Origin of the sequence: Lujinxingia sediminis (assembly GCF_004005565.1) — a bacterium.
Classification (GTDB): Bacteria; Myxococcota_A; Bradymonadia; order Bradymonadales; family Bradymonadaceae; genus Lujinxingia; species Lujinxingia sediminis.
This window is the reverse complement of sequence record NZ_SADD01000007.1, coordinates 129,702-155,144: the sequence shown is the minus strand read 5'-3', so window position 1 is coordinate 155,144 and position 25,443 is coordinate 129,702. Positions and strand designations below refer to the sequence as shown.

Genomic DNA, 25,443 nt, shown 5'->3' with positions numbered 1-25,443 from the left:
GCAGCCCGCAATGTTCCGGCGTCGCGATCAGGCCCCGAAGGGCCATCTTAAGACAACTTAGACGAGCTCTTCGTCATCGCCGTCATCGTCGCCGTCGTCATCGCCTTCGGCGAAGAAGAGTTCTTCGTCATCGCCGTCATCGTCGCCGTCGTCATCGCCTTCGGCGAAGAAGAGCTCTTCGTCGTCGCCGTCATCGTCGCCGTCGTCATCGCCTTCGGCGAAGAAGAGCTCTTCGTCGTCGCCGTCATCGTCGCCGTCGTCATCGCCTTCGGCGAAGAAGAGTTCTTCGTCGTCGCCGTCATCGTCGCCGTCGTCATCGCCTTCGGCGAAGAAAAGTTCTTCGTCGTCGCCGTCATCGTCGCCGTCGTCATCGCCTTCAGCGAAGAAGAGTTCTTCGTCGTCGCCGTCATCGTCGCCGTCGTCATCGCCTTCGGCGAAGAAGAGTTCTTCGTCGTCGCCGTCATCGTCGCCGTCGTCATCGCCTTCAGCGAAGGTCGAATCGTCGTCGTCGCCGTCGTCGTCGCCATCACAGGCGATCTCTTCGTCGTCGCCGTCATCGTCGCCGTCGTCATCGCCTTCAGCGAAGGTCGAATCGTCGTCGTCGCCGTCGTCGCCATCACAGGCGATTTCTTCGTCGTCGTCGTCATCGCCGTCGTCGTCTTCGGCGAAGGTCGAGTCGTCGTCATCGTCCCCGCCGTGGTCGCCGCAGGCGATGGTGGCGGAAGCGTCGGGGGTTGCGGCGAAGGCCGAGGCGGCCGGTACAGCTATGGCGAGGGCGCAGAGGAGGGCGGTCAGGCGAGTCGAGAGCTTGGTAGACATATTGAAATCTCCTGCTTTTCTCTAAGGGGAGCCGCGCCAGTCGGGCTCCTCAACGAAGTTAAGACGCGGTGGCGGCGCGAGGACGTTCGGGAACAGATCGGAAATTTTCATCGCGCCGCCACCGGCGCATCGGGTCTGAAAGGTTCTGGGAGGACCCTTTCACTACCTGTTTGCCAGCGGGGGAATCCTCTTCGGGAGGGCACCTCGCGGCTGACGGTTCCCGGTAATGCAGACGCTGTGCCAGGAGTTCAAAAATCGCCATAAATTTAACATTGACGTTCTATTGTGTTGGATTTGTTTGGTTTTTTTGATTCAGGTTTCCCGAGGGGTGCGGGGCGGCAACGCTTCGAAGGGGCTCCCGGGATCGTAGAAAACGACCACATGTTGCATAACGCCACACTCGGGCGGTGGCGTGGCACGAGGGCGTTTGCGCCAGATCGGGCGCTGGGAGAGAATGCGCGCTGTTCGGGACGCGCGCTTTCGAGGAGACCATGCGTCTTACGTTTAAGATCACGCTTTTTTTCATCGGCGGGATCTGTCTGATTATGGCCTGGCAGGGCTACTCGCGGATCGACCGCGAGTCGGGGCTCTTTGAGGCTCAGATGCGGCGGGATCATTATGCGCTGGGGCAACCCCTGGCGGTGATGGTGCGTTACGGCCGCGAGGAGTTCGGGGAGGACTTTGCGCTGGAGCTGGTGGAGCGCTCCAACCAGGCCAGCGAGCGGCTGCGGGTGCGCTGGGTGTGGGCGCAGACCGGCACTCTGGAGCGGCTGCGGCCGGAGGCGCCTCTGGACCTCAATGTGTTGCTGGAGGAGGGGCGGGCGGTCAGCTGGATCGACCGCGACCAGATCGACGCCGGCCGCCTCTACACCTATGTGCCCGTGGTGGTGGAAGAGGAAAGGGTGGGGGCGGTGGAACTCTCGGAGTCCTTTGCCCGCGAGCAGGCGTACGTGCGCGCCTCGAAGTGGCGCATCGTCTGGACGACGCTCCTGATGCTGGTGATGGCCAGCGGGCTGGCGATGGTCACCGGTCTGCTCTTTATCGCCCGGCCGGTCGACGCGCTGGTGGCCCGCGCGCGCTCGATTGGTAAGGGGGACCTGAAGACACCCTTGAAGCTCGACGGCCACGGTGAGCTCAGTGTGCTCGCCATGGAGATGAACCTGATGAGCGACCAGCTCGTCGGCGCCAGTGAGAAGTTGGAAGAAGAGACAGCTGCGCGTATTCAGGCGCTCCAACAGCTGCGTCACGCGGACCGTCTCAAAACGGTGGGCACGCTTGCCGCCGGCCTGGCCCACGAGCTGGGCACACCGCTTAACGTCATCTCGATGCGCGCGGCGATGATCGAAGATCGCGAAGTGGAGGGCGATGAGATCGAGCGCAACGCCCGCATCATCGGGGAGCAGACCTCGCGGATCACCAAGATCATCCGTCAATTGATGGATTTTGCCCGGGTGCGACACCTCAGTAAAACACGTATGGAGGTTGGCCCGGTGGTCGAGCAGGCCATTGAGCTGATTCGGCCCATCGCCGAGAAGCGTCAGGTTACGATGGAATTGAGTGCCGAGCCGCAGGCGTTTGCCAGCGATGTGGATGCCGATCAGATCACCCAGGTGCTCACAAACCTTTTGGTCAACGCCATGCACGCCTGTCAAAAGGAGGGCGGTCGGGTGGAGGTTGCGCTCAGAGCGGTGCGCCAGTCGCATCCCGAAGAGGATGAGGGCCAGGAGCGCGACTTTGTGCTGGTGGAGGTCAAAGACGACGGCGTGGGCATGCGTGAGGACGCGCTTGAGCAGATCTTTGAGCCCTTCTTTACCACCAAGGCCGTCGGTGAGGGCAGCGGGCTGGGGCTCTCGGTCTCGTATGGAATCGTGCGTGAGCACGGCGGCTGGATCGACGTGACGAGTGTAGAAGGTCAGGGAAGCACTTTTGGGGTGTACCTGCCGATTGAGGAGCGTGCATGAGTAAGTACGATGTGGTCATTGTCGACGATGATGCCAGCATGGCCGAGGTGCTCGGGGAACGGCTGAATAAGCGCGGTTATAACGCCCGCTTCTACACCAGTGCCGAGGAGGCCTTTGCCGGACTGGAGGCGCAGGATGCCGGGGTGGTCATCACCGATTTGAATATGCCCGGGGTCAACGGCATTGATTTTTGCCGGCGTCTGGTCGACCACCGGCCCAATCTCCCGGTGATCGTGATCACGGCGTTCGGCACCCTGGAGACAGCGGTGGCCGCGATCCGCGCCGGCGCCTACGACTTTTTGACCAAGCCGGTTGATATTGAGGCGTTGACGATCGCCCTGGATCGCGCCCTGGAGCACCGGGAGTTACGCGAGGAGGTCAAACGCCTGCGCGAGCAGGTTGACGGGGAGGGCGCCGGCGGTGACACGGCAATGATTGGCGAGAGCGCTCCGATGCGCGAGCTCTTCGGCATGATCGATCGTGTGGCGCGCTCCCCGGCGTCGGTGCTGATCACCGGGGAGAGCGGCACGGGCAAAGAGCTTGTGGCAGGCGCGCTGCACAAGCGCAGCGACCGGCGCGAGAAGCCTTTTGTGGCCGTGAACTGCGCCGCGCTCCCGGGCAGCCTGCTTGAGAGCGAGCTCTTCGGGCATGTGAAAGGGGCCTTTACCGACGCGCGCGAAGACAAAGAGGGGCTCTTTGTGCGCGCCCACGGCGGCACGCTCTTTCTCGATGAGGTCGGCGATCTTCCGCTCTCCTTGCAGCCGAAGTTGTTGCGGGTGCTTGAGGAGCGGCGCGTGCGCCCGGTCGGGGGCAGTCAGGAGGTGGAGGTCGACGTGCGTCTTGTGGCCGCGACCCACCGTAACCTGGAGCATCAGGTGCGTGAGGGGGAGTTTCGCGAAGATCTTTATTTCCGCTTTAACGTCATCGAGCTCAGCCTGCCGCCTCTGCGCGAGCGTGGAAAAGATGTGCTGCTTTTAGCGCAGCATTTCATTGAGCGTTTTGCCGAGCGCTCGGACAAGGCCATCCGCGGGTTGTCGGCGGAGGCCGGTCGTGCGCTGATGCAGTACCACTGGCCGGGCAACGTGCGGGAGCTGCGCAACTACATTGAGCGCGCGGTGGTGCTGGCGCTTCAGGAAGAGATCTCGCCAGAGGATCTTCCTCCCCGGGTGCGCGGCGCCGGCGGAGACGGTCGCGACGCGCCGTATCTGGACATGCTCACCTGGCAGTCGATCCTGGGTCTCGACGGGCTGCCCACGCTCGAAGAGCTTGAGATCCGCTACGTCGGCTATGTGCTCGGTCGTACCGGGGGCAATAAGTCGCGGGCAGCCGAGATTCTGGGCATGGACCGCACCACGCTCTACCGCAAGATCGAGCGTCATGAGATTGCGCCAGAAGACGCCGGGGAGAGCTGATGCGTTGGGAGTTGAGCATGAGCGCCGCGCTGCTTGTGGTGGCCGCCGGCTGCCAGTCGGAGTGGCAGCCGGAAGCCCAGAGGCTGGAGACCTATCCGGTGGTTGCCCAGACCGAACCGGCGCCGGAAGCACCCGGTGTGGAAGGCTGGGAGCGCTTCTTGCCGGGGGGATATCTGGCGCGCAGTGAGGCGCAATGCGCCACGGTGCTCAAAGAGATCGCCTTTTGCAGCGAAGAAGATGTTTTTCTGGCCACGCTGGGCAACACCGAGGCGCTTTCAGACCCGGCGGCGCGCGGGGCGTTTCTGGGGCAGGTTGAGCGCTGGTATACGCCCGGCAACGCGCGGGAGGATTGCCGGCGTATCGTCGAAGCCACCCGCTTTCCGGGGGCCGTAGCCAGGCAGACCTGGAGGGCGGCCGCCGAGGGCAGCGCCCGGGTGTGCGCGGAGTTCGGTCAGGTGCTCGTCCAGAGCGGCTTTCTGGAGCGAATGGGCGAGTCGATCTGGGGCGCGCGTTGATTTATCGGGTTGATTGGCCTATGAGGCCTGCGGAATTCCCGCTTGCAGCGCACGCGATCTCGGACCTTTGAGGCCGTACGGCGGCGCCGAGCGCATCACCTTTAAGAAGAGCCGGACATGGTTAAAAAAGTTCATATGATCTCGCTGGGTTGCCCCAAAAACCGGGTCGACTCCGAGGTGATGGTCGGCATGATCCAGGGCGACGGCGCCTTTGAGATGGTCGCCGATGTCGAAGACGCCGAGATCGTGGTCGTCAATACCTGCGGGTTCATCGACGCGGCCAAAGAAGAGTCGGTCGATACGATCATGGAGATGGTCGACCTGAAAAAGCGGGGCCTCCTGGGCAAGGTCGTGGTCACCGGCTGTCTCTCGCAGCGTTACTCCGGCGAGCTGGAGACGGAGATCCCGGAGGTCGACGCGATCCTGGGTACCCAGACCTTCACCTCCATCAATGAGGCGCTGCACGGCAGGCTCTCGCAGAAGACCTACATTCAGCCCGGCAGCTTCATCATGGATCACGAGGTCGCCCGCACCAACACGGTGCGGGGCGGCACCGCCTACCTGAAGATCGCCGAGGGATGTTCCCGTTCGTGCAGCTTCTGCATCATTCCCACGATCCGCGGCACCCAGAAGAGCCGCTCGATCGACGACGTGGTCGCCGAGGCCCGCAAACTGGGGCGCGCCGGGGTCAATGAGGTCATTCTGGTGGCTCAGGATATGACCAGCTACGGCATCGACCTCGACCCCAAACATAATCGCGACTACCTGCTGCGCCTGCTCCGCCGCCTCGATGAAGAGGCCGACGAGATCAGCTGGGTGCGCCTGCTTTATATGTACCCGTGGAACTTCACCGACGATCTGGTGGAGTTTTTCCAGACCTCTGAGAAGCTCGTGCCCTATGTCGATATGCCGCTGCAGCACATCAACCGGCGCATCCTCAAGTCGATGAAGCGCAACATCCAGCGCGATGCTCAGGCGCGCCTTATCGATAAGTTGCGGGGCATCGACGATCTGGTGCTACGTACGAGCCTGATCGCCGGCTACCCTGGCGAGACCGACGCGGAGTTCCGCGAGCTCTACGACTGGGTCAAAGAGGTGGAGTTCGACCGGGTGGGCGTCTTCGTCTACAGCCCGGAGGAGGGCACCGCGGCCGGTGCGATGGAAGATCAGGTCGAGGAGCACGTGAAAGTCGAGCGTCGTGACGCGCTGATGGAGCTTCAGCAGGGCATCAGCGAGCGCAAGAACGCCGAGTGGGTCGGTCAGACCACCGAGGTGATTGTGGACGGCGTCAGCGAAGAGCACGAGCTCGTGCTGGAGGGCCGCCATTACGGCCAGGCCCCCGATATCGACGGGGTGGTCTACCTCTCCTTCGATTACGGCGGTGATGTGCCGGTGCCTGGCGAGTTTGTGGAGGTGGAGATTCAGCAGGCCGGGGCCTATGATTTGACCGGCGTGGTGATTCCGAAAGATCCGCTGGGTCTTGGCGAGGGCAAGCTGAATCTGCGCAGCTAAAGTCCGACGGACTTCTTTGAGTTCGATACGACGACGGAGGAGATGATGAAAGAGTTGAGCTATGAGGAGTTCGCCGCGCGTCGCGAGGCGGATAACCTGCGCCTGATCGATGTGCGCGAGAGAGATGAGTTTGCCGACGTTCACGTTAAGGGCGCCGAGCTCTTTCCCCTCTCCGAGATTCGCGCCGGCGAGCTGCCCGAGGAAGATGAGCGCGAGATCGCGGTGATCTGCCGTTCCGGCGCGCGCAGCGCAGCGGCCGCTCAGGCATTTGAGTCGGCCGGTTTTAAGGAGTGCATCAACGTGGCCGGGGGAACGCTGGCGGCGATTGAGGCCGGTGAGGAGCATGTTGAACGCGGTTGATGCCGTGTGAGTCTTTGAAGGTAAAGGCAAAAGGGCCGGCGCGAGAGTGTCGGCCTTTTGTCATAGGGCGCGTTGCTCATGGGGAGAACAGGGCCCGGGGGCGACCCGACGATGGGAAGGGGAAGAGGGATGAGGCCAGCCTGGCGAGCGGCCATCGCGATGGTGGTGATGATGGTGGTCGGAGGCGGGGAGCCTCGTGAGGCGCAGGCTCAGGGGGGCTGCAGTGCGACCGCCGCCATCGACTTCGGGGTGGCGGGCTTTTGCCAGCGCGGCGTGCTGATGGCGGAGCTGGAGAGCGGCGTAAGCCTGGGAAGCTACAATGAGGCGGGGCGATTTGAGGCCGAGGCGCTGCGGCCCGGCCTGAGCGCTCTGCGCGTGGGCGGTGGGCTGCGTTTGCCGGGAGAGAGAGCAGGTCGGCTGCAACTTCATGCCGACGCCGGGCTGCTCGTTGCCCCGGGCGGCGCATCGGGCCAGGCCACACTCGGTACAGGAGGGCGTGTGGGGGCACGCTGGACATGGCTCGAAGATTTGAAGCTGGGCTTTGATCGCAGTCTTCGCGCCAGCCGCCGCCCCTTTCTGGAGGTGTACACGCATCTTCGTCGAGAATCGCCCGTCGCGCGGCGCGAGCTGGAGAACTCGCAACGCACGATGCTGGTGGCAAGCGCCGGGGTGCACGCGCTCAAGTACATGACCTACCGCGATGCGGTGGGGCTTCGGATGGCGGGCGGCTACGGGGCGGGCGGCGTTGCATGGAGCGCGGGGGTCAGTTGGACGCGGGTCGAGGCGATGCGGTGGGCAGCCGGTCTTAAGGCCGATGTTCATCTTCGCAGCCGGGGGCCCCAACTTCGGGCGGAGGTCGGGATCTTCTCAAAATGGATGATGGGCTCGCCGCACTGGGAGCTCAGCGCGCACCTGCTCTCCGACTGGGTGGGGCCCTTTGGTGCCTATCGCGTCGCTCAGGTGGGCCCCCGACTGGGGGTGAGTCTGCAGCGCAACCTCCTGTAAGGCGGTTTGACCATGGCTGGAAGGACGTTGTTCGGTGCGCAGGTTTGCCCTCCCGTTCACTGTGTTATGGCGATGGAGCGTGACGATGATCCGGTCGGCGAAACAACTGGCAGAAGCATTGGGGCAGGCCCTTGATACGACCTTTGAGGTCGCGGTGATCGACGACGCCGTGAGCGTCGACTACGTGCAGGCGCGCCGTCGTCTGGCAGAGGTTCATCCCGGGTCCTCCCTTTTGAGGGTTGTGCTCGGAGCGGAGTTTGCCGATCGCCCGGAGCTTGAAGGTGACAGGCTCCGGGCCGCCGGCCAGGAGGAGTTGGCCGAGGAGTTCGCGGCATTTCGCGCGCGTGGCTATCACGAAGATGAGGTCGAGCAGCAACCGGCCGCCTCCAACGAGCCCGAGTCTGAGGAGACTCCGGTCTATGTGCGGTTGATGTCACGCACCTACGCGTCGCTCGATGAGCTTGTCGCCGAACTCGGCTGGCTGGCTGAGCGAGCCCAGAGCAAACGATGAGGTGGGCGGCTGTCTTCTCCGGAGTGCTGAAGTTCTTCGTGGCAGCCACGATCGCCTGCACCACGCCCGAGCCGCCCCTTCCCCGCGAGGTGGGTAGCATCGCGGAGCTGCCTCATGAGGTGCATCAGCGAGCATCGTCCGAGTTCTGGGAGCGCTGGGGGGATGGACGCGGCGAGGTTAGCGTGTACCGCGGCCAGATCACGCGCTATGGCGAGCTGCGTGAGGCGCAGGCCACGCTCATTTTTGTGACCGAACCCCATGACCGCCGCACCTGGCTCAAAGATGACTCGGTGGAGCAGCTGCACCGGGTCGAGGTCATGAAGCTCAACTACCTCCTTGATTTTCAGACCGGCGTTTACCCCTATCGTGTGATGAACAGCGTGTTTGCGCCTGTCGATCACTGGGACGCGGAGCGCGAACGCTCCTCCCCGGTCAAAATTACGCTGAGCGTGCAGGAATGGTGCGGGCAGGTCTTCCACGCGTTATGGCCCGGGCGCTCGCAGTACTTAAGCCGTCTCTCCTCCTACTTTGACTCCGAAGGCGATCAGGAAGAGGTGGCCGATGTTGAAATGGGCGCGCTCTACGCCGATGCGCTCCCCCTTCATGTACGCGAGTTCGATGGTTCGTTTCTGGAAGGGGCCGCCACCTGGACCGGTCCGATGGTGGTGCCGCTCTGGCAGGCACGTGTGGAGCATCAACCGCTGACGGTGGTGCTGGCCACCATCGCCCGCTCCACTCTGGAGCGAGAGGGGCAGCTGCTGACGCGATTTGATGTGACCTGGCCCGGCGGATCCCGCTTTTTTGAGGTGGAACGTGAGGCGCCGCGAGGCATCGTGCGCTTTGGCGCAGGCGACGGCAGCGTGTTTGAGCGTGTCAGTCATAAACGACTCCCCTACTGGCAGCTCAACCGCAGCGGCAACAAGCAGGTGCGCGAGGAGCTGGGACTGCCGGTGGAAGTTGTCGAGCTTGAATCGCCACCGCGCCCCGCGCGAACGCCGGTCGTGCCTGAGCCCCCCTCCGACGCCCCGGAGTCACCGGGCTCGAACCTCCCCTGACACATTCTTTACACCCGGAAAGTTTGCGCTGGCCCTGTGTTTGCAACATGGTGCGGATGAATCCCGGGTGCCGAAGCGGCACGCTTGTTTGCCATTGCGCTCGTCTGAGAGCGCTGTCCGGCGCTTTCTCCGGCTTGCGATGTCGGGGCAGGTCGCGGAGCCGCGGCGGGATCGGAGTATGTTTTGACCGCGAGCGGAGTAGGCTTGCGGAGATCGCCGGTGGTCGTTGCGGCCACCCCACGTTTCTGAAGGTTCTTGAAGTGAGGTTCGTATGAAGTCGATGTGGAAGCGAGGCATGGTTCTGGGTGGGATGGTCGCCATCGGCGCGATGAGCAGCGCCTGCGGCGTGGCCATTGAGGGCGAGGAGGGTAACCTGCGCTTTGAGTACGACAACAGCGCGCTCTCCGGGGCATTCAGTAAAGATCTGGCGGTCGGATCGATGATCGACGTCAAGGTGCGCGAGACCTCCGAGAGCGACTTCTTGCCGATCGCGTCGGCGACGAGCTCGTCTGAAGAGGTCATCGCTGTCAGCGAGATCAGCGGACAGGTCTTCAGCCTGCGCGCAGATAGCGAGGGTGTGGCCCGCGTCTCGGTGAGCGCTACCGCAGAGAGTGGAAGCCTCAGCGATAGCGTGGAGCTGCGCGCTGCCGAGGTCGACAGCATCGAGATCGAGGCCATCTGCAACGAGAGCAGCGTTTACGCCGTCAACAGCGCCCCGGAGTTTCGCTACCGGATGCGCGACGCGATGAGCAATTCGCTCAACGGCTACGGCTACTATCCTGTGGCCGTGGAACCGGCCACCGGCGGGGAAATCAACCAGGCGTTCAGCAGCCTCGGTCGCATTCAGGTGATGACCGGCGAAGAGGCCGGCTCGATCAGCCTGAGCTCCGACCTTCTGGAGGAGCCCTTTGTGATGACGCTCGTCGCCGCCGCCGACATCACCGAACTCGACGTCGCCAACCAGGTCGATGGCGAGACGATCACCACCATCGCCACAGGCGAAGATTCGCCGATCTCGTTCTTTGCCATGGCCGGCCCGGCCGGTGAGACGGTGTGCGGTGATGCCGAGGGCATCATTGAGCTGGTCTCCCAGACCCCGGAGGTCTGCGAGCCCTACTACACCTACGGATTGGGGGTGCATGTGGTGAACGTGCAGGGCTTGAGCGCGGGAGCCTGCGAGATCAGCCTGAGCGTGCCGGGCACCGACCTTGGCGAGATGCTGCAGGTCGAGATCAGCGGCTGAGTCTGGAAGGGTGTGGCATGCATGACGCTGGATGAGTGATGCGAACGAAATGAATGGTTTTTTGTATAAGTGATTGAAAAATAACAAAAAAGGGCACCCCCTTCGGGGTGCCCTTTTTTGTTGCTCAGGAGGTCCGGGTGGCTCGCCTTTCAGACCTCGGGAGGCTCATGGAGCAAAGACCTCGCGGCCGGTGGCCCCTTGTGCCACGGCATCGGGCTCAAAGCGCAGCGGCAACGCCTGGTCGCCCAGCCAGAGCGCGGCCTGGTCGTCAAAATGCTCCGAGTCGATCAGACCGGATTGGCCGCCGGGGATGATCGTGCGTCCCTCCACGCGCTCACCCCCCAGGCTGACCACCAGGCGGTTGACCGGGCCGGAGCCGTAGGTGAAGGAGCGCCCGGAGATGCCCGGGTTGGCGGCATCAACGTTGTACTGGTCGCCGTCGCGGGGGAACCACTGAATACCGCGGCGCGGATCGTTGCGCCCCAGGTCTTCGGCCAGGGGCAGGCGCCGCGCGGTGATTGAGAAGCGATCAGCCAGGGGCGCAAAGGCCGGCTGGTCGCGCAGGAAGTCGGCCAGCAAGCTCTCAAATTTGGCGTGGTGACGAAGCCCCCAGAGGTAGGTGTCGAAGTCCTCGCTTCCAAAGCCACCGACACCAGCCGAGGTGGGTTCGCTGGCCAGGAAGTCGAGCGCGTCGACGAGTGCACCCATGAGAATCTCTTCGCTGCGCTCGAGCTCCGCGCTGGCGCGCACATCAAAGAAGATCGACTCCCCGCTCTCCTCATTGTAGCTCGCGAGGCCCGCCGGGTTGCCTTCGCCGCGTCCTTCCAGCATCGAGGAGAGCAGGCGGATGCGACCGCCGGTTCCGCCGCTCTGCCAGATCCCGGGGAGGCCCTCATCGTCGAAGACCGCGCGCTGGAAGTCGCCAAACCACACGTTAAACAGGGTGGTGGCCACCGCATCGAGGCGGTCGTCTTCGGTGGGCGAGTTGTAGAAGGTCTCCACGCCACTTCGGGCCCAGTAGCCGCGCTGGGCCCAGGCTTGGAGGCGAGTCTGCACGTCGAGGGCTTTGTCGCGGATGGGCTCATAGCTTGCGAGCGCACGGCTCTCCCAGGCCTCGAGCTCGCTCGGGTCGAGCGCGCGAAGAGCCTCCATCGTGTCGATGGCCGCGATCATCGCCGGGGAGAAGTGCTCGCCAAGGGCCGACTGGGTGTTGGCCTGAAGGGCGGCCATGGCATCGATATCAGCGCTGTTTTCGTCGATATAGCGGGTGAGCTCGCGGCTGATGCGGTCGGCGCGGAAGCCCACATCCCAGGGGCCGCCAATGTAGCGCTGGCCGTTGAAGAGGTTGCTGTCGAGCGAGACGCCCACCGGGTCATTGTTGGCCGTGGCCACAAAGCCTTGAGGCGGGTTGGCCAGCGCCGGACTTTCATCGAGAGGAATCACACAGCGGTAGGGATCATCCTGGTGGGAGCTGTCGATGACCCCGTCGATGAGCGGGATCTGGAAGTTCCCGTAGGTCGTACCATCGAGGAGCATCGCCGGGTGCGCGCCCTCGCCCCAGACGCCGTCCTCGGAGCGGGGGAGGTAGTCACGGCAGGGCACGGCCTGATGCCCGGAGAAGAGGACGCTGCCCTGGGCGTCGCTGACCACGAAGTTGAGCGAGGTCGCGATCATGCCACGCGTGGCCTGGCGGAAGTCCTCGATGTTGCCAGCGCGGGCCATGCGATCGAAGGTGCCGATGATGTCGCCAATTTGCAGGCCGACGTAGGCGAAGCTGATGGCGTCGATGGCGCCGTCATTGTTGACATCGGCCGGGATCACCCAGCCGGAGTGGGTGCGCACCAGTGACGTACCCGCTTCAAGCTCCTCGTCCGGGTCGGCTGGTACGCCCTCCATATCGATGATCCAGCGATCGTCGAAGGTCTGATAGCGGGCGATGGTCTCGGTTCGGCCTTCGCTGTCCAGGGTGGGGACGTCGGCGATCTCATAGACTTCATTGATGCGCGTGGTTGCGCGCCACTCCCCTTCGAAGAGCGTCTCGGCGGGCAGGCCGTTCTCATCGAGGCGAATCTGCTCGGAGTACCAGTCGGTGATGTCTCCGGAGAGCTGAGTGAAGCTCCAGGCGACCTGCCCGTTGGTGCCCACCGGCACCACGGGCATCCCCGGGATGGCCAGGCCAAACTGGTGGGGACGGTCGGTGCCGCCGAAGACCGTGGTGTCGAGGCCGACGTGGTAGAGAATCGAGGGGATGCCCAGGGAGAGGTGCCCGTCGGCGGCAAAGAGGCTCGTGCCGGTGGCCGAGGCCTCGGCGCTGACTGCCCAGGCGTTGGAGCCAAAGCCCTTCTCGTGGCTGCGCAGACCTCGCCGCTCCTGGAAGTCGTCGAGGCTCGCGGTGAGGCGCGCCATCAGGCCGCTCTCCACGCTCGGAGTGGTGCCGGCGCGCGGGGTCAGCGTAAGCCCGGTGGAAGGTGTGGTGTTGGGCGGGCCCCACGTGCCTGCGGCCAGAGGCTTGACCGGGCGAGCGTTGAGCCAGATGTCTTCGAGAGCGCCGGCGCGGCGAAGTTCCTCATAGGCGTCGCCTTCAAAGAGCGTCTCGAGCTGTGCATACGCCGCGGCCCGGCCCATGTCTCCGGTCTCGTAGCTGGACTCGTAGATGAAGGTCGCAAAGAGCCCGGCGATGTCCCGCGCCTCAAAGGGTTGCATGGCGTCAACCGGATCGCTGGCCCCGAGGATGCCGCCCAGAAGTTCCAGCTCACTGGGAGCCGGGAGTGCTCCGGCCTCGACCTGGGCGATGTAGGCGTTGACGCCATCGGCGTAGGCTTCCATCACCTGGCGCATCTCGGGGGTGGCCTGCTCAAGGATGCGCTCGGCGACGTGGCGCGAGCCGTTGAGCCGCGTCTCAAGGTCCATGCTCAGTGCGGCGTCGCCCAGCAACGCACTGACTTCTCCCAGACCCAGGCGTCGGGTGAGGTCCATCATGAAGTAGCGGTCGCGGGCGGTGATAAAGCCCTGGACGCGCGCGGCGTCGACGTCATTCTCCGCATAGATGTGGGGGATGTTCCCCTCGGTGCGGATCACGTGCACCGGGGCGCTGAGCGCGGGAAGCTCCCAGCGCTCAACCTCTTCGATATCAAGCAAGGTGCGCTGGTCATCGCTGAGGGGATCGGCGTCGGCATCGGTGCCCGTGTCGGTGGAAACATCGGTGCCGGTGTCGGCCTCGGTGGTCGGATCATCGTCCTGGCAGGCCACAGGGCCCAGCAGCGCTGCGCCCAACACGATGGCGAGCGCAGGGGTGCGGAGGGTATGCATAAGGATCTCCCGGTAGGTGATAATACACATGGGTTCAAAAGGGATCGCCGCAAGCATAGCGTTATGAGGGCGGTCTTAGAAGAGGCCGTCGCACCCGGGTGCGACGCCTCCGATCAGGCAGAGGCCGCCAGAAGCGCGCGATGAAAACGGGCGCTGTCAAAGGGGGCATCTCCCACCGGGTTGAGGCTCACCCGTACCAGCGCGCCGCCCAGGGGGGATGTGGCGATGTCGACCTCGCCATCGTGGCTCGACGCGCAGGCGCGCACTGAAATCAGCCCCAGACCATTGCCCTCGGCTTTGGTGGAGACAAAGGCGCTGAAGATGGCCTCGCGCAGATCTTCGGGGATGCCCGGGCCGTTATCATGCACCTCCAGGATGACCTTCTGCCCCTCGCTGCGAGCGATGACGTGGATGACGCCATCTTTGATGGTGGCGGCGTCGATGGCTTCGGCGGCGTTGAGCACCAGGTTGATGATGATCTGGTGAACGAGGATGGGGTAGGTCTTCAGCGAGAGCGCTTTGGGCAGGGTGCGCCGGAGATCGACGTCGCGAAGTTTGGTGTGCGTGTGCAGCGCGGTAGTGGCCTGACGGATCAGCTCGCTGATGTCGGCCTGGTGGGGCGTGTTGCCAATGCTGTTGCGGCAGTTCAACACCAGGCGTTCGGTGAGCGCTTCGAGGCGCTCGATGGCCAGGGCCTGGTCGTTGTAGAGATCTTCGAGATCTTCGGGGGAGAGGTCGGGGTTTTGCACCAGCACCTGGTGGTTGCTCTTGAGTACGGCAAGTTCATTGCGGGCGTCATGGGCCACCGAGGCCGACAGCAGCGCGGTGGTGGCGCGCCGCTCCGCGCTGAGCAGCGCCTCGCGCAGCCGCTGGCTGTCGGACTGGCGCCGTTGCACCAGGCTGAGCATCCAGTAGGAGAGCGCCCCGATGAGCATCGCGCTGACGAGGACAAAGAGCGAGCCCTTGAGCATCTCAATGGTGGCAGCGCTCTCCGGGTCGGTGGCAACCTCCGAGGTCAGTGTGGAGGATACGACGATGTAGAGCAGGGAGGGGAGGAGGTAGCCCAGCGAGAGCATCGTGGCGATGCGAGCGGGGCGCAGGGTGGCGTTGAGGGAAGAAGGCATCACGGCTGGCTCTGGCGCAGGCTATGAAACTTCTGGAGGTACGGCCCGACGTCGCCTGCCTGGCGAGAAAAGTCAGCGGACCGGAAAGCCTCAAGTATGGCGCAAGGTTACCGTATGCAGGACCTGAAGCGAAATGATTTCATGCCGGCAGCCAGCGTGAACAAAAAAACCGCCCCCGAGTGGGGGCGGTCGTTACTCTCCCGGAGCTCGGCGCCGACGGTGGCGACCCCGGCGGCGCAGTGGGAGAGATTCCGGGGGATCCTTGAAGGTTTAAATCGCTTCGAGGAACTCCAGTTCCACCCTCTCACCGAGATTTTCGAAGAGGAAGTTGCGGAACTCCTCGCGGATCTGCACCTCCACCTGACGGATGCGCTCCTTGGAGACATCCCACTCCCCGCCCAGGGTGACGAGGGTTTTGGGATCTTCGGCGATCATGCGCTCAAACCAGATGGCGCGTTTGCGATCGGTATCGATCTGGCGGCCGAAGGCGTCGATGGCCCCGCGCAGGCGGGTGGCAAGATCGCGGTCGCTGGCGAGCTCCTCGGGGGTGGCCGCATCCGACTCCATGCGCTCACCGATGGTGGTGGCTTCAAAACCGGGAGCCTCGGCATCCAGACGCACCGGGGGAGCGTCGAGTTGGGCGGCCACGCGCACCACCTCGCTCTCATCCACATCCAGGTACTCCGCAATCAGCGCCGGAGAAGGCTTCTCATGACCTTCTTTGATCAGGGCGCGACGGGCTTTTTTGAGGTTGTAGAAGAGCTTGCGGCCGGCGCGCGAGCTGCCGATCTTAACCGGATGCACGTGATTCATCAGGTAGTTGAGGATCATCGCGCGGATCCAGTACTGGGCATAGCTCGTGAACTTGACGCCGCGGTACGGGTCATAACGTTTGAGCGCCTCGGCCAGACCGACGTTACCTTCCTGTATCAGATCGAGCAGGTTGGACCAGCGGCGGGAGTATTCGCGGGCCAGCTTCACGACCAGGCGCAGGTTGGTCAGGATGAGCATGCGCCCTGCCTCCCCGTCGCCTTCGTTGACGTAGCGCTCGGCGAGTTGCTGCTGTTCTTCGGCGGGAAGCGGCTCGATGTAATTGAGACGCATCAGGTAGGCGCTGGTCGCGTCGGTATCGGCGCTGATGTTGAGCTTGCTCTCCGAGAGCATGGGCAGGCTCAGATCTCCCGAGAGGTGGGCCAGGTTGGAGGGCTGACGTTCAGTGACGTTTGATTCGATGTTCATATGCAAGATCCCGTTCATTATAGAAGTGATTTGGGTGCGAAAACGTCGTGGTCACTGCGCTTACGTCATCATGGTGAAGGTCCGAGGTTTGACGGTTCGCGAATTTTGAAAGCCTTATGAACAGGCCCTGCTCCCGATGTCCTGTTCAGAACATACTCAAAGTTCGCACGTATTCCCAGCGAAGATCGGTAGATTCTCCCCCATTGCCCCCGCTTAGACAGGGGGTTGATGTGTTAAGGTGTTGAAAGTCCGTGCTTTTTGTCGATGTTCTAAAATTTAGACACGACGCGTCATTTACCTAATAGTTTTCAAAAATAGCGTTCTTCAGGGGTGTTCAAGTGCCGAATGTTGTGTTTTGAAGAGGTGTATGAACAGGTGTGATAGGCACTATGCAGGCGGTGCAGGGATCTTGAACAGGTCTGTGGGGCTGTGAACAGGGGCGGCGAGGAGGGGTGATGAAGACAGAGGGAGGTGGGCGATCAAGGTGGCGAGCGGGGTCCGTGGCGGTCCTGGTGCTGGTTGCGTCCATGGTGGGGTGTGTGAGCGCCCCGGAGCGATACGCGCGCCAGGTGCGCGATCAGACCTACGAGGCGCATCTTGAACAGGGGGTTCGCGCGATGGTGTATCCGCTGGGATGCGGCGCGCTGTTGCCCTGGGCTGAGCAGCACCTCTGGGAGGAGGGATTTGAGGGGGTGAGCATTGATCTGAGCGCGCTGGAGGTGCGCACCGGCTGGCGTGCTCGTGGCCCCTCGGTGGAGGAGCGCTACGCGGTGTACGGTCGGGCCGCCGGCGCGCAGCGTTGTGCCTGGCAGTTCATGCGCTCGGAGCGCGGCGGGGAGGCCGCCCGGGAGGTGCGGGATGTGACGATGGAGATGCACCTGCTTGATCGCATCTCCCCGCAGAAGGCTCGGGAAGTGCGCTTAAAGGCCCAGGCTGCCGCCGAGCGCGCCTACGATGAGACCCGCCAGATGATCGAGGAGGAGCAGGCGCGGTGAGCCTTTGCCCGGATAAAAAAAGCCTGTTCAGAAGTTGAACAGGCTTATGAATCAGGTCGAGGTCTTCAGGCTGATGACCACCGATTTGGAGGCAGGCGTGCGACTCTTTCGTGCGTAGTGGCCAAGCGGCACCAGCGCGTTGGCCTCGGGGAAGTAGGTCGCCGCACATCCGCGCGGGATGTCGTAGGCGATGACCTCGAAGCCATCTGCGCGACGCTCCTCTCCTTCAAAATGGCTGAAGAGGTCGACCGTTTCACCCACCCTCAACCCCCGGCGCTCGATGTCGCCGGGGTTGAGCAACACCACCCGTCGCTTGTTGGCGATGCCCCGGTAGCGGTCGTTCAGATCGTAGACGGTCGTGTTGTACTGATCGTGGGAGCGGATTGTCATCATGATCAGCTGACCCTCGTCCAGCGCGACCGGCTCGATGGGGCTTACCACGAAGTTCGCTCGCCCGGTGCTTGTGTTGAAGTCGCGATCGCGCGCGCCGTTGGGCAGCAAAAAGCCCGTGGGGTATTTGCGGATCCGGCGGTTGAAACTTTCAAAACCGGGGATCACCGCAGCGATGGCATCGCGGATCGGATCGTAGGGGCCTTCAAAGCGATCCCAGTTCACCGGCGAGGTGTCGGCCTCAAAGGTAGCCTGCGCGATCTTCTGGACGATGCGAGGCTCGCTGAAGAGCGCGTCGCTGGCCGGGGGAAGATGCCCGCGGGAGGCGCGTACCACGCTCATCGAGTCTTCGACCGTGACAAATTGCGGGCGGCCAGCCTGCATATCGCGCTCGGTGCGCCCCAGGCAGGGGAGAATCAGCGCGGTCTTGCCGGTGCGCAGGTGGGAGCGATTGAGCTTGGTGGAGATCTGCACGGTCAGCTCGCAGCACTCCATCGCCCGTGCAGTGCGCTCGGTGTCGGGGGCAGCCATCACGAAGTTGCCGCCCATGGCCACAAAGACCCGCGCCTTGCCTGCTTCCATCGCCTCAATGGCGGCGATGGTATCAAAACCATGTTCGCGCGGAGGCTCAAACCCGAAGTGTGCGCCCAGGCGATCGAGGAAGTCCTCGGGCGGCTTTTCCCAGATCCCCATCGTGCGGTCGCCCTGCACGTTGGAGTGGCCGCGTACCGGGCAGGCGCCGGAGCCGGGGCGGCCCATAAAGCCGCGCATCAACAGAAAGTTGACGACCTGCTGGATGTTGGCCACCCCGTGTTTGTGCTGCGTCAAACCCATCGCCCAGCAGGCAATCAGGCTTTTGGCCTCAATGGCCACCCGGGCTGCGGCCTCGATCTCGGCGCGCTCAAGGCCGGTCTCTTCAAGGATCGTCTCCCAGGAGGTGGCCTCCAGGTCGGCCAGGTGAGCCTCAAAGCCGGAGGTCTGGGCGTTGATGAAGTCGTGATCGAGAACTTCGCCGGGGCGTTCTTCTTCGGCAGCGAGCAGGCATTTCATCAGGCCCTTGAGGAGCGCGATGTCGCTGCCGGTGCGAAGTTGCAGGTAGTGGTCAGCCAGGTCGGTGGGGCGGCGGTAGAGCTCTTTGGGGTGCTGAAATGCCACAAGCCCCGGCTCTTTGAGCGGGTTGATGGCCACGATGGTGGCGCCGCGGCGTTTGGCAGCCTGCAGGGCGCTGAGCATGCGCGGGTGGTTCGTCCCGGGATTTTGCCCGAAAATAAAGAGCGCGTCGGTGGTCTCGACATCTTCGAGTGAGACGGTGCCTTTGCCTACTCCCAGCGACTCGTTCATGCCCGTGCCGCTGGACTCGTGGCACATATTGGAGCAGTCGGGCAGGTTGTTGGTGCCCAGCTGGCGCGCGAGCAGCTGGTAGAGAAAGGCCGCCTCATTGGAGGTGCGCCCCGAGGTGTAGAAGATGGCCTGGTCGGGGTGATCGAGCTCGCGCAGAGCGTCGCCGATCAGCGAAAACGCCTCGTCCCATGCGATGGGCTCATAATGATCAGCGCCCTCGCGGCGCACCATCGGGTGGGTGATGCGGCCCTGCTTGTTGAGCCAGTGGTCGGACTCCTTACGAAGGTCGCTGATGCTGTGTGCTTCGAAAAAACCGGGTCCGACCTTAAAGCGCGTGGCCTCGTCGGCGACGGCTTTGGCGCCGTTTTCGCAGAACTCAAAGGTGGAGCGGTCGTCGGGGTCGGGCCAGGCGCAGCCCGGGCAATCAAACCCCTCGGTCTGGTTGAGGCTGACCAGGGCGCGGGTGCCGCGAATCAGGCCCGGCTGCTCCAGAACATGGCGGGTGGTGGAGATGAGCGCGTCGAGGCCGCCGGCGGCTTTTTTGTAGTCGCTCAGATCGGCCGACGTGATTCGGGCCAGCGAATTTTTGGACGAAGTGTCGTCGCTCATCGTGCTGCTCTCACTCGGTGGATGTGCTGCATGATTGAAGCCATCAGGTCAGGCGCGCCGGATGGGTGTAGACATTAAAGCGGGCGTCGCGCAGAAACCCGACCAGGGTCTGAGCGTAGGTGTCCGAGAGGTCGACGGCAAGGGAGGAGGGAGCGCCGACGGCGGCCACAAGCCCGATGCCTGCGACCAGCGACTTCTGGATCAGCTCGAAACTGGCGCGACCGCTCAAGACAAGGATACGATCGTTTAAGGGAAGTTCGCCTCGACGCAGCGCGCGGCCCAGAAGTTTGTCCAGCGCGTTATGGCGACCGACATCTTCGGCAAGATCGAGAAGTTCGCCCCGGGCGTTGAAGAGGGCGCAGGCGTGCAGGCCGCCGGTGCGATCGAAGGTGGCCTGAGCGGCGCGCAGCAGGTCGGGAAGTTGCAAAAGGAGCGCCGCATTGAGGGTGGGGCCGGGGGCCACGGGCATCACACCCTGGTGGTGGAGAGCATCAAGGGAAGCCTTGCCGCAGACCCCGCAGCTCGACGTGCTGTAGAAGTTGCGCTGCAGCTTGCCCGGATCAAACGTGCAGCTCGCCGCCAGCGTGGCGCGCCAGATGTTGGGGCTCTCTTCCCCCTGGCCGTCGGTGCAGCGTTTGAGGCTTACGAGATCGGCTTCGGAGGCGATGATGCCCTCGGTCAGCAAGAATCCCCGCGCCAGGTCTTCGTCATCGCCGGGGGTGCGCATCGTGATCGCCAGGCTGCGTGAGGCGCGTTTGCCCGCGATGGCGTAGTCGATGCGCAGCTCCATGGGCTCTTCGATGACGAGGAGGTCGTCGAGCTGATGGCGTCGCTGCTGATCGTCGCAGTGTTGCACCCGCTCAATGGTGTAGATGCGGGTGGTCGGGTCGCTGGCCATAAGGCCTCGGGGATAAGAGGGATGCGGCTCGCCGAAAGACGGCCGGGCGTCGGCAGGCTAGATAGGCCCGATGGAGACCCCGGGCAGACACAGCATAAACGCAATGATCAGCCCGGCGAAGAGGGGGCGCTCCACGGCACGATCGTCGGTGGCCAGCGCCAGATGCACCGCGGTGGGAAGAGCCCAGGCGAAGGTCACCGCGGCAAAGGCCGCCGGCACCTGCAAAAAGGGCCAGGCCAGCGCGGGGAGTGCCGCCAGCAGATACCAGCCCGGGTGGCGCGAGGCGTAGCGCATGGCGAGCAGTGCTGCGCCCAGCGCACAGGCCAGCAGTAAGATCTCCGGCGTCTTCGGGAGGCTCAGCGCGCCGAAGTCGCGCCAGGCCGCATCGCCATGAAGATGGCGCAGTTGGCCGGTATGCCAGGCCACAGCCATCCAGCCCGCAAAGGCCAGAGGCGGCACGACCGCCCCCAGCCAGGGGGTGTCTTGCGGATCTTTGCCGGGTCGATGCGCCTTAAAGCCCGCGATCATCATAGCCGGCCACATCACCACAAACTCCAGGCGAAGTCCCATCGCCACCAGCGCCGCAAAGGCTCCGCGGCGCGGCGCGTAGGTGACCATCGAGGCGAGGGCACCGGCGCCCAGGGCTGCGGCCATCGAGGTGGTCCAGTCGGTAGCGTTGAGCGCCAGCAGGGGATTAAAACACCAGAGCCACGCTGCCCGCTCGGCGACCTGCGGAAGCTCGGTGTTGCGGGCAAAACGGTAGACGCACAGCGCGGCCCAGAGCGTGGCAAGCTCCAGCAGCACCCAGGGGGCGAGCGTGAGCGCGGCGGTTCCGGCACCGGCCGGCGCGGTCTGCAGAGCCACCTCGAAGATGTGGCTTAAGACCCCGGAGAGAGGCGCCGAGTTTGAGAGGCGCAGCGACTCCCAGGTGCCCGTATGCAAGAGCGCCGCCCACAACGCCGCCCGACTTGTGAGCCAGGCCAGAAGTGCTGTGCGAAGGGCCGGATGGATATGTGCGAGTAAAGGATGCATGGCCCCGGCAGGGTACCGGGAGATGGGGGGAGGGCAAGAAAACAAATTGCGAGATTAGGCAGTTTTCAAGATTAACCCACATAATAAATTGACATTCACACGTCATTGGATAGGGACATTGATCCGTGGCCTTGGTGGTCCTTCACTCCACTCGGGAAAAAGCATACTGATTCTTTATCTGCGCAGCTAAAAACTTTCCTTTTGAGGGAGCAGTCATCATCTCCTCGTAAACGAATTCAGGAACCCCATAATATTGATAGACAGAACCGCCGTGAAATTCTACCTCAAGAATCATTTCCGACTCTGAATAGCCAACTGAAACGACATTTGATGAATGAACAAATTCTCTTTCCATTTAATCCTCCTTAAGTTCTGTATGTTCTTGGTGGGTAGGCGTATCAATTCCGTCGCTTACGGGCACCCTGACAATAGTCTGATTATGAGTAACCGCTCGTGGAGATTGAGCGTTCCATGATGCCACCACTCGACGGTAGTCTTCTTGACGTCGTTTTAGCTTCCATTTCTCAGAAACCAAGGGATCACCACTATCTGGACACATATCTTTGGCGGGTAATCGAACTCTACATCTCAACGGTAAGCGTGCTGCCTCTCCAACAACAATCGTTTCTCCAGTTCTTAACACCGGCAACATATCTGAGAGACTCGTTAAGTTATCGGGCATTGCTCCAGCTACTTTACCGCGGTCTGTTGGGTTCGACAAGCGCATGGAAAAAAATGTGCCACATTGGGAAAGAATTGTCTCGTCGACTTCTGATGGGCGTTGACTTACTATCATTGCACCTACCCCAAACTTTCTTCCCTCTTTAACAATTCTTTGAACAACTTCCTTTGCAAAGTTTTTATTAGACCCAGATAAATAGCGATGCGCTTCTTCCATAACAATTAAGAGTGGTCTTTCAATCCCGCCCTCGCTTTTCTCTCTACTCCAAAATATCGCCTCATAAATAATATTAAGTATTGAGCCGATAAGGCGTTCCATTATTGCACTGGGGACGCCAGATAAGTCTAAAATTGTAATGGGTTTGTTGTGGCCGAGCCAACTTTCTAATAGATCACTTAAGGTCTTGTTTGTTTTTCCGTTTAGATCAGGTGTCCAAGCCCCTGGTTTTAGCAAGAAGTCGAAGCGGCGATCTATAAGTTTAGAGCGTAATATGTTTAACTGTCTTTTGATGCCCAACGCATTTCGATTTAGATAAGGGCCTTTCGAACCCGCATTGTGAGGTTGGTATAAGGGAGGGGTTAATGTGAGAGCATTCCCATTTTTTATATGAGTAGACTGTGTTAAAGCGGTGTCATGAAAGGTCATTAATTCAAAGTCAATCAACTCATACCAAAGTTGATTAAGGCTAAACGGAATGGGGGTATTTATGTTGATAGGATGATTGCTTGAAAATAGGATTGGTTGGTGCTGAATAGTTTTTTCTTTTAACGAAAGAATTTTGTCCGAAATCGAGATTTCATGTTTTTCATCTACGCCGCCGGTTATGAATTGAATTAAATCGCTGGTTTCAAGTGCCCAAAATGGAACGTTCAGCTCTTCCGCATTATGAGTAGCGTTGATTTGGAATGTTTTTGCTATATCTTTTAAGGCATTTGAGTATTCACCATGTACATCAAGAAGAAGTAACCGGGAACTTGGGTAAGACTTTTTGTCTTCTCCTACAATTGAGCGGAGGAGGCTTGCGACGGTTGTTGACTTGCCTGAGCCAGTAGAACCTAAAATGGCAGAGTGTCGGGTTACTAGCTTGTCCAAATCTAAACAAACTTCGATACTCTCGGCGCCTGAAAGTTTACCAATAGGAATCTGTCCTGTACCGGGAGCGCCGTAAACTTTACGTAGATCTTCTTCGGTAACGACATGGACTTCATCATTAACATTTGGATATTGTCCGATTCCTCTTTCAAATAGATTGCCAAGTGCCTCGCCGACCAATTGGACTCGTAGCCATTTAGCACCACCGCTTATATTGTCTTCTGTTGTAGTGTTTATAACATTCATGCCAACTTCGCTGACAATTCCAAAGAGGTCTATATACCCTAAAGGAATCCGTACAAAACTGCCGACCTGGCCAATCCTATAAGTTGTGCCTCGAATTATAGAGAGGCCCGAAGAAATAAAGTCTGATATTTGTACATTAATGGCAGACCCATTAACTTCTGTAACCCGACCAATGAACGTAGGTAGTGCACTCATGTTTCCGCCTTGGCTAACGTAGCTATTGATGCCAGAAGTCCGCTAGTATTGTCTTTTTTAAGTGTTGGGGAATGCATAAAGTCTGTTGAGTTGGAATTTATAAGAAAGTTTGTGAGAGAAGTAAAATCTCCCAAGATAAAACCAGGTTGATCTCCGCTGCGCCAAAATGTGTCTCGAATAGGCTCCCAGTTCTTACTTGGATATTCTTCAGGTTTCCATTTGGCTGAAATTGTGTTAATGACAGCGCCGTCTAATGCATATACACTCATGTTTGGCCGCCGTTTTGCTAGGTCAATCGCGCATCTTTCGTGGTGCAATTCGCTAAATTGAAACGCGATTAGACTCGCCTTTGGATTCGCGGAAAGTCCTTCTTCAATCACGGCGGTTATGTGTGTGTCAAAAAATGAAAATCCAGATGTTATAAGAATAGAGTCGCTCGACGATAGAAAAGTGCGTAATCGGTCAAATAGTGTAGTGTATGGTTGTTTTTGTGTATGATCATATTTTAGGTGATCAGGGTAAATGAGTGTTGCTGCACTATTGTTACCTCTTCGGATTACCCTTCCTTTTGTATTTTGTTCCCACCCAAGTGAGCCGTGTAACTTCCACAGTCGAGCCCAACGACTTGGTAAAGCATTTTTTGCTACGGCTGTGGGGTCGAAGAACGGTTCCTTAGAGCCGACAAATCCATCGAAGTATGGAATACGATTTCGCTCCAATGCCGTCTCTATTAATAAATCATAGTTTGGGGTAAATATCTCAATTGGATAGGGGCGTTCTGTTCCTGAAATCCAAGCGGCTAATTGAGTATATGCATTGTCGCCAGCAGGAAGATCAACCTCCACAATGTCGGCAATGATTTTACAAATGTTTTCAGCTAAACTGCTGAAACGGGGTCCTGTGGCATTATGTATTTCGCCAGTTTTCAATAATTTTGCGAAAGCTCGTGTACGAGACAGAATTGCTTCTATGTTCGCAGGAGGATCGAGTTCCGATTCAATAAGTTCTAACAGATCTTTATCGTCCTTTTTGAGGCTTTGTTTTACTTGATTGGTTAATCCTGCAATTGCGGGGATTAATGGCGCTCCTTTAGTGCATATTTCGCCGTGTTCATCGGTTCTTACAGATACTGGGCCACCTGCGCCAAGTAGAATACCAATTCGTTTTCGACCTTGAGAAAGAATATGTCGTAAATCAGTCATATATCGATCAGGATTATGAAATGACACTACATCAGTCATTTTTGCTCCATAATTGCTTAGGTTTTGATGGATGAAACTTATCCCAAGATTGCAATTGTGGATTATTTAATCCACGTATATCTCACACCCGGATGCACAAATGAACGAGTTGTTACAATGCCGGAAATCTGTGCGTTTGTCTACCCCGAATGGGCGGAGGCGCATCGTAATGGATTAGTCGAAATGATTCTGGAAACCCAAACGACGTCCACCTCGCAACTTGTCCCCCCACCCATAAAGCTCAAACCGGTTTGTCACCCACGAAACGCGTTTCATGGGTGACAAACGCTATTGCCTCTCACCGGTGGGTGACAAAGCGGTTTGTCCGTCATATTTCGCGTTTCATGAGCGACAACGGAGTTTGTCGCTCATCCATGGAGGACAACGGGCTTTGTCCGCCACATTTGGCGAAATATGGGTGACAACATCCATCAGCTAAGCTGACAAAGCCTTGGATAGGCGGCAACGAGGATCTATGTATGGCAACGAAAAGGTGCGAGTGTTTGTTGATGGGGTGAGAAAACAAAAAAGCCCGCAGCTCCCGCCCGGGCTTTTCCAATAACTCTGCCTAGCTGTCTTACGCCCAACCATTGTTCGCTCGATCTCGATGTGCGCCTACAAATTCGCCGTGCGTAACTCCGGCCCTCGCATCATCGC

20 protein-coding genes are annotated in these 25,443 nt (G+C 60.6%); 10 read left to right on the top strand and 10 right to left on the bottom strand.

Annotated features, from left to right (window positions below; all coding sequences use genetic code 11):
- Positions 1–57: 57 nt before the first annotated feature.
- Complete coding sequence (locus EA187_RS13270; protein ID WP_127780573.1) at positions 58–819, bottom strand: AAA family ATPase; 762 nt, start codon at positions 817–819, stop codon at positions 58–60.
- Positions 820–1,310: 491 nt separating this feature from the next.
- Between EA187_RS13270 and EA187_RS13265 the strand changes: the two genes are divergently transcribed.
- The 9 genes from EA187_RS13265 (at position 1,311) to EA187_RS13225 (ending at position 10,393) form a co-directional block, all read left to right on the top strand.
- Positions 1,311–2,780, top strand: a complete 1,470-nt coding sequence (locus EA187_RS13265) for a sensor histidine kinase (RefSeq protein WP_127780572.1) — start codon at positions 1,311–1,313, stop codon at positions 2,778–2,780.
- A complete protein-coding gene (locus EA187_RS13260) occupies positions 2,777–4,192 on the top strand; it encodes a sigma-54-dependent transcriptional regulator (protein WP_127780571.1) in 1,416 nt (471 codons plus the stop codon). The genes EA187_RS13265 and EA187_RS13260 overlap by 4 nt, the downstream gene beginning before the upstream one ends.
- Positions 4,192–4,707 carry a hypothetical protein gene (locus EA187_RS13255; protein ID WP_127780570.1) on the top strand — a complete coding sequence of 172 codons (516 nt, stop codon included), beginning with the start codon at positions 4,192–4,194 and terminating at the stop codon, positions 4,705–4,707. The genes EA187_RS13260 and EA187_RS13255 overlap by 1 nt, the downstream gene beginning before the upstream one ends.
- A gap of 117 nt (positions 4,708–4,824) precedes the next feature.
- On the top strand, positions 4,825–6,219 hold the full coding sequence (rimO, locus tag EA187_RS13250; protein ID WP_115605465.1) for a 30S ribosomal protein S12 methylthiotransferase RimO: 1,395 nt from the start codon (positions 4,825–4,827) through the stop codon (positions 6,217–6,219).
- A 45-nt stretch (positions 6,220–6,264) separates the two neighbouring features.
- On the top strand, positions 6,265–6,579 hold the full coding sequence (locus tag EA187_RS13245; RefSeq protein WP_115605464.1) for a rhodanese-like domain-containing protein: 315 nt from the start codon (positions 6,265–6,267) through the stop codon (positions 6,577–6,579).
- 129 nt (positions 6,580–6,708) lie between these two features.
- Complete coding sequence (locus EA187_RS13240) at positions 6,709–7,584, top strand: hypothetical protein (protein ID WP_127780569.1); 876 nt, start codon at positions 6,709–6,711, stop codon at positions 7,582–7,584.
- Positions 7,585–7,669: 85 nt separating this feature from the next.
- Positions 7,670–8,095, top strand: coding sequence for a hypothetical protein (locus EA187_RS13235; protein ID WP_127780568.1), 426 nt, complete (start codon positions 7,670–7,672; stop codon positions 8,093–8,095).
- Complete coding sequence (locus tag EA187_RS13230) at positions 8,092–9,150, top strand: hypothetical protein (protein ID WP_127780567.1); 1,059 nt, start codon at positions 8,092–8,094, stop codon at positions 9,148–9,150. Before EA187_RS13235 ends, EA187_RS13230 begins: the two co-directional genes overlap by 4 nt.
- Before the next feature lie 271 nt (positions 9,151–9,421).
- Positions 9,422–10,393, top strand: a complete 972-nt coding sequence (locus tag EA187_RS13225; protein ID WP_127780566.1) for a hypothetical protein — start codon at positions 9,422–9,424, stop codon at positions 10,391–10,393.
- Between the two features lie 165 nt (positions 10,394–10,558).
- Here the strand turns inward: EA187_RS13225 and EA187_RS13220 are convergent, their stop codons facing one another.
- From EA187_RS13220 to EA187_RS13210, 3 genes are all read right to left on the bottom strand, one after another.
- Positions 10,559–13,702 carry a penicillin acylase family protein gene (locus tag EA187_RS13220; RefSeq protein WP_164856255.1) on the bottom strand — a complete coding sequence of 1,048 codons (3,144 nt, stop codon included), beginning with the start codon at positions 13,700–13,702 and terminating at the stop codon, positions 10,559–10,561.
- A 113-nt stretch (positions 13,703–13,815) separates the two neighbouring features.
- Positions 13,816–14,826 (bottom strand): sensor histidine kinase, encoded by a 1,011-nt coding sequence (locus EA187_RS13215; RefSeq protein ID WP_241250200.1) that lies wholly within the window; start codon positions 14,824–14,826, stop codon positions 13,816–13,818.
- Positions 14,827–15,096: 270 nt separating this feature from the next.
- Positions 15,097–16,065 carry a sigma-70 family RNA polymerase sigma factor gene (locus EA187_RS13210; RefSeq protein ID WP_164856254.1) on the bottom strand — a complete coding sequence of 323 codons (969 nt, stop codon included), beginning with the start codon at positions 16,063–16,065 and terminating at the stop codon, positions 15,097–15,099.
- Positions 16,066–16,520: 455 nt separating this feature from the next.
- Between EA187_RS13210 and EA187_RS13205 the strand changes: the two genes are divergently transcribed.
- Positions 16,521–17,060, top strand: coding sequence for a hypothetical protein (locus EA187_RS13205; protein WP_164856253.1), 540 nt, complete (start codon positions 16,521–16,523; stop codon positions 17,058–17,060).
- A gap of 51 nt (positions 17,061–17,111) precedes the next feature.
- Here the strand turns inward: EA187_RS13205 and EA187_RS13200 are convergent, their stop codons facing one another.
- The 6 genes from EA187_RS13200 to EA187_RS13175 all read right to left on the bottom strand — a co-directional run bounded on the left by EA187_RS13200 (position 17,112) and on the right by EA187_RS13175 (position 24,786).
- Positions 17,112–19,400 (bottom strand): FdhF/YdeP family oxidoreductase, encoded by a 2,289-nt coding sequence (locus EA187_RS13200; RefSeq protein WP_127780562.1) that lies wholly within the window; start codon positions 19,398–19,400, stop codon positions 17,112–17,114.
- Positions 19,401–19,443: 43 nt separating this feature from the next.
- On the bottom strand, positions 19,444–20,298 hold the full coding sequence (fdhD, locus tag EA187_RS13195) for a formate dehydrogenase accessory sulfurtransferase FdhD (RefSeq protein WP_127780561.1): 855 nt from the start codon (positions 20,296–20,298) through the stop codon (positions 19,444–19,446).
- Between the two features lie 57 nt (positions 20,299–20,355).
- Positions 20,356–21,330, bottom strand: coding sequence for a hypothetical protein (locus EA187_RS13190; RefSeq protein ID WP_127780560.1), 975 nt, complete (start codon positions 21,328–21,330; stop codon positions 20,356–20,358).
- 142 nt (positions 21,331–21,472) lie between these two features.
- The gene (locus tag EA187_RS13185) at positions 21,473–21,685 is read right to left on the bottom strand and encodes a KTSC domain-containing protein (protein ID WP_127780559.1); all 213 of its coding nucleotides are present in this window, start codon (positions 21,683–21,685) and stop codon (positions 21,473–21,475) included.
- On the bottom strand, positions 21,686–23,545 hold the full coding sequence (locus EA187_RS13180; RefSeq protein ID WP_127780558.1) for an ATP-binding protein: 1,860 nt from the start codon (positions 23,543–23,545) through the stop codon (positions 21,686–21,688).
- Positions 23,542–24,786 carry an SIR2 family protein gene (locus tag EA187_RS13175; RefSeq protein ID WP_127780557.1) on the bottom strand — a complete coding sequence of 415 codons (1,245 nt, stop codon included), beginning with the start codon at positions 24,784–24,786 and terminating at the stop codon, positions 23,542–23,544. The genes EA187_RS13180 and EA187_RS13175 overlap by 4 nt, the downstream gene beginning before the upstream one ends.
- Positions 24,787–25,443 lie beyond the last annotated feature (657 nt).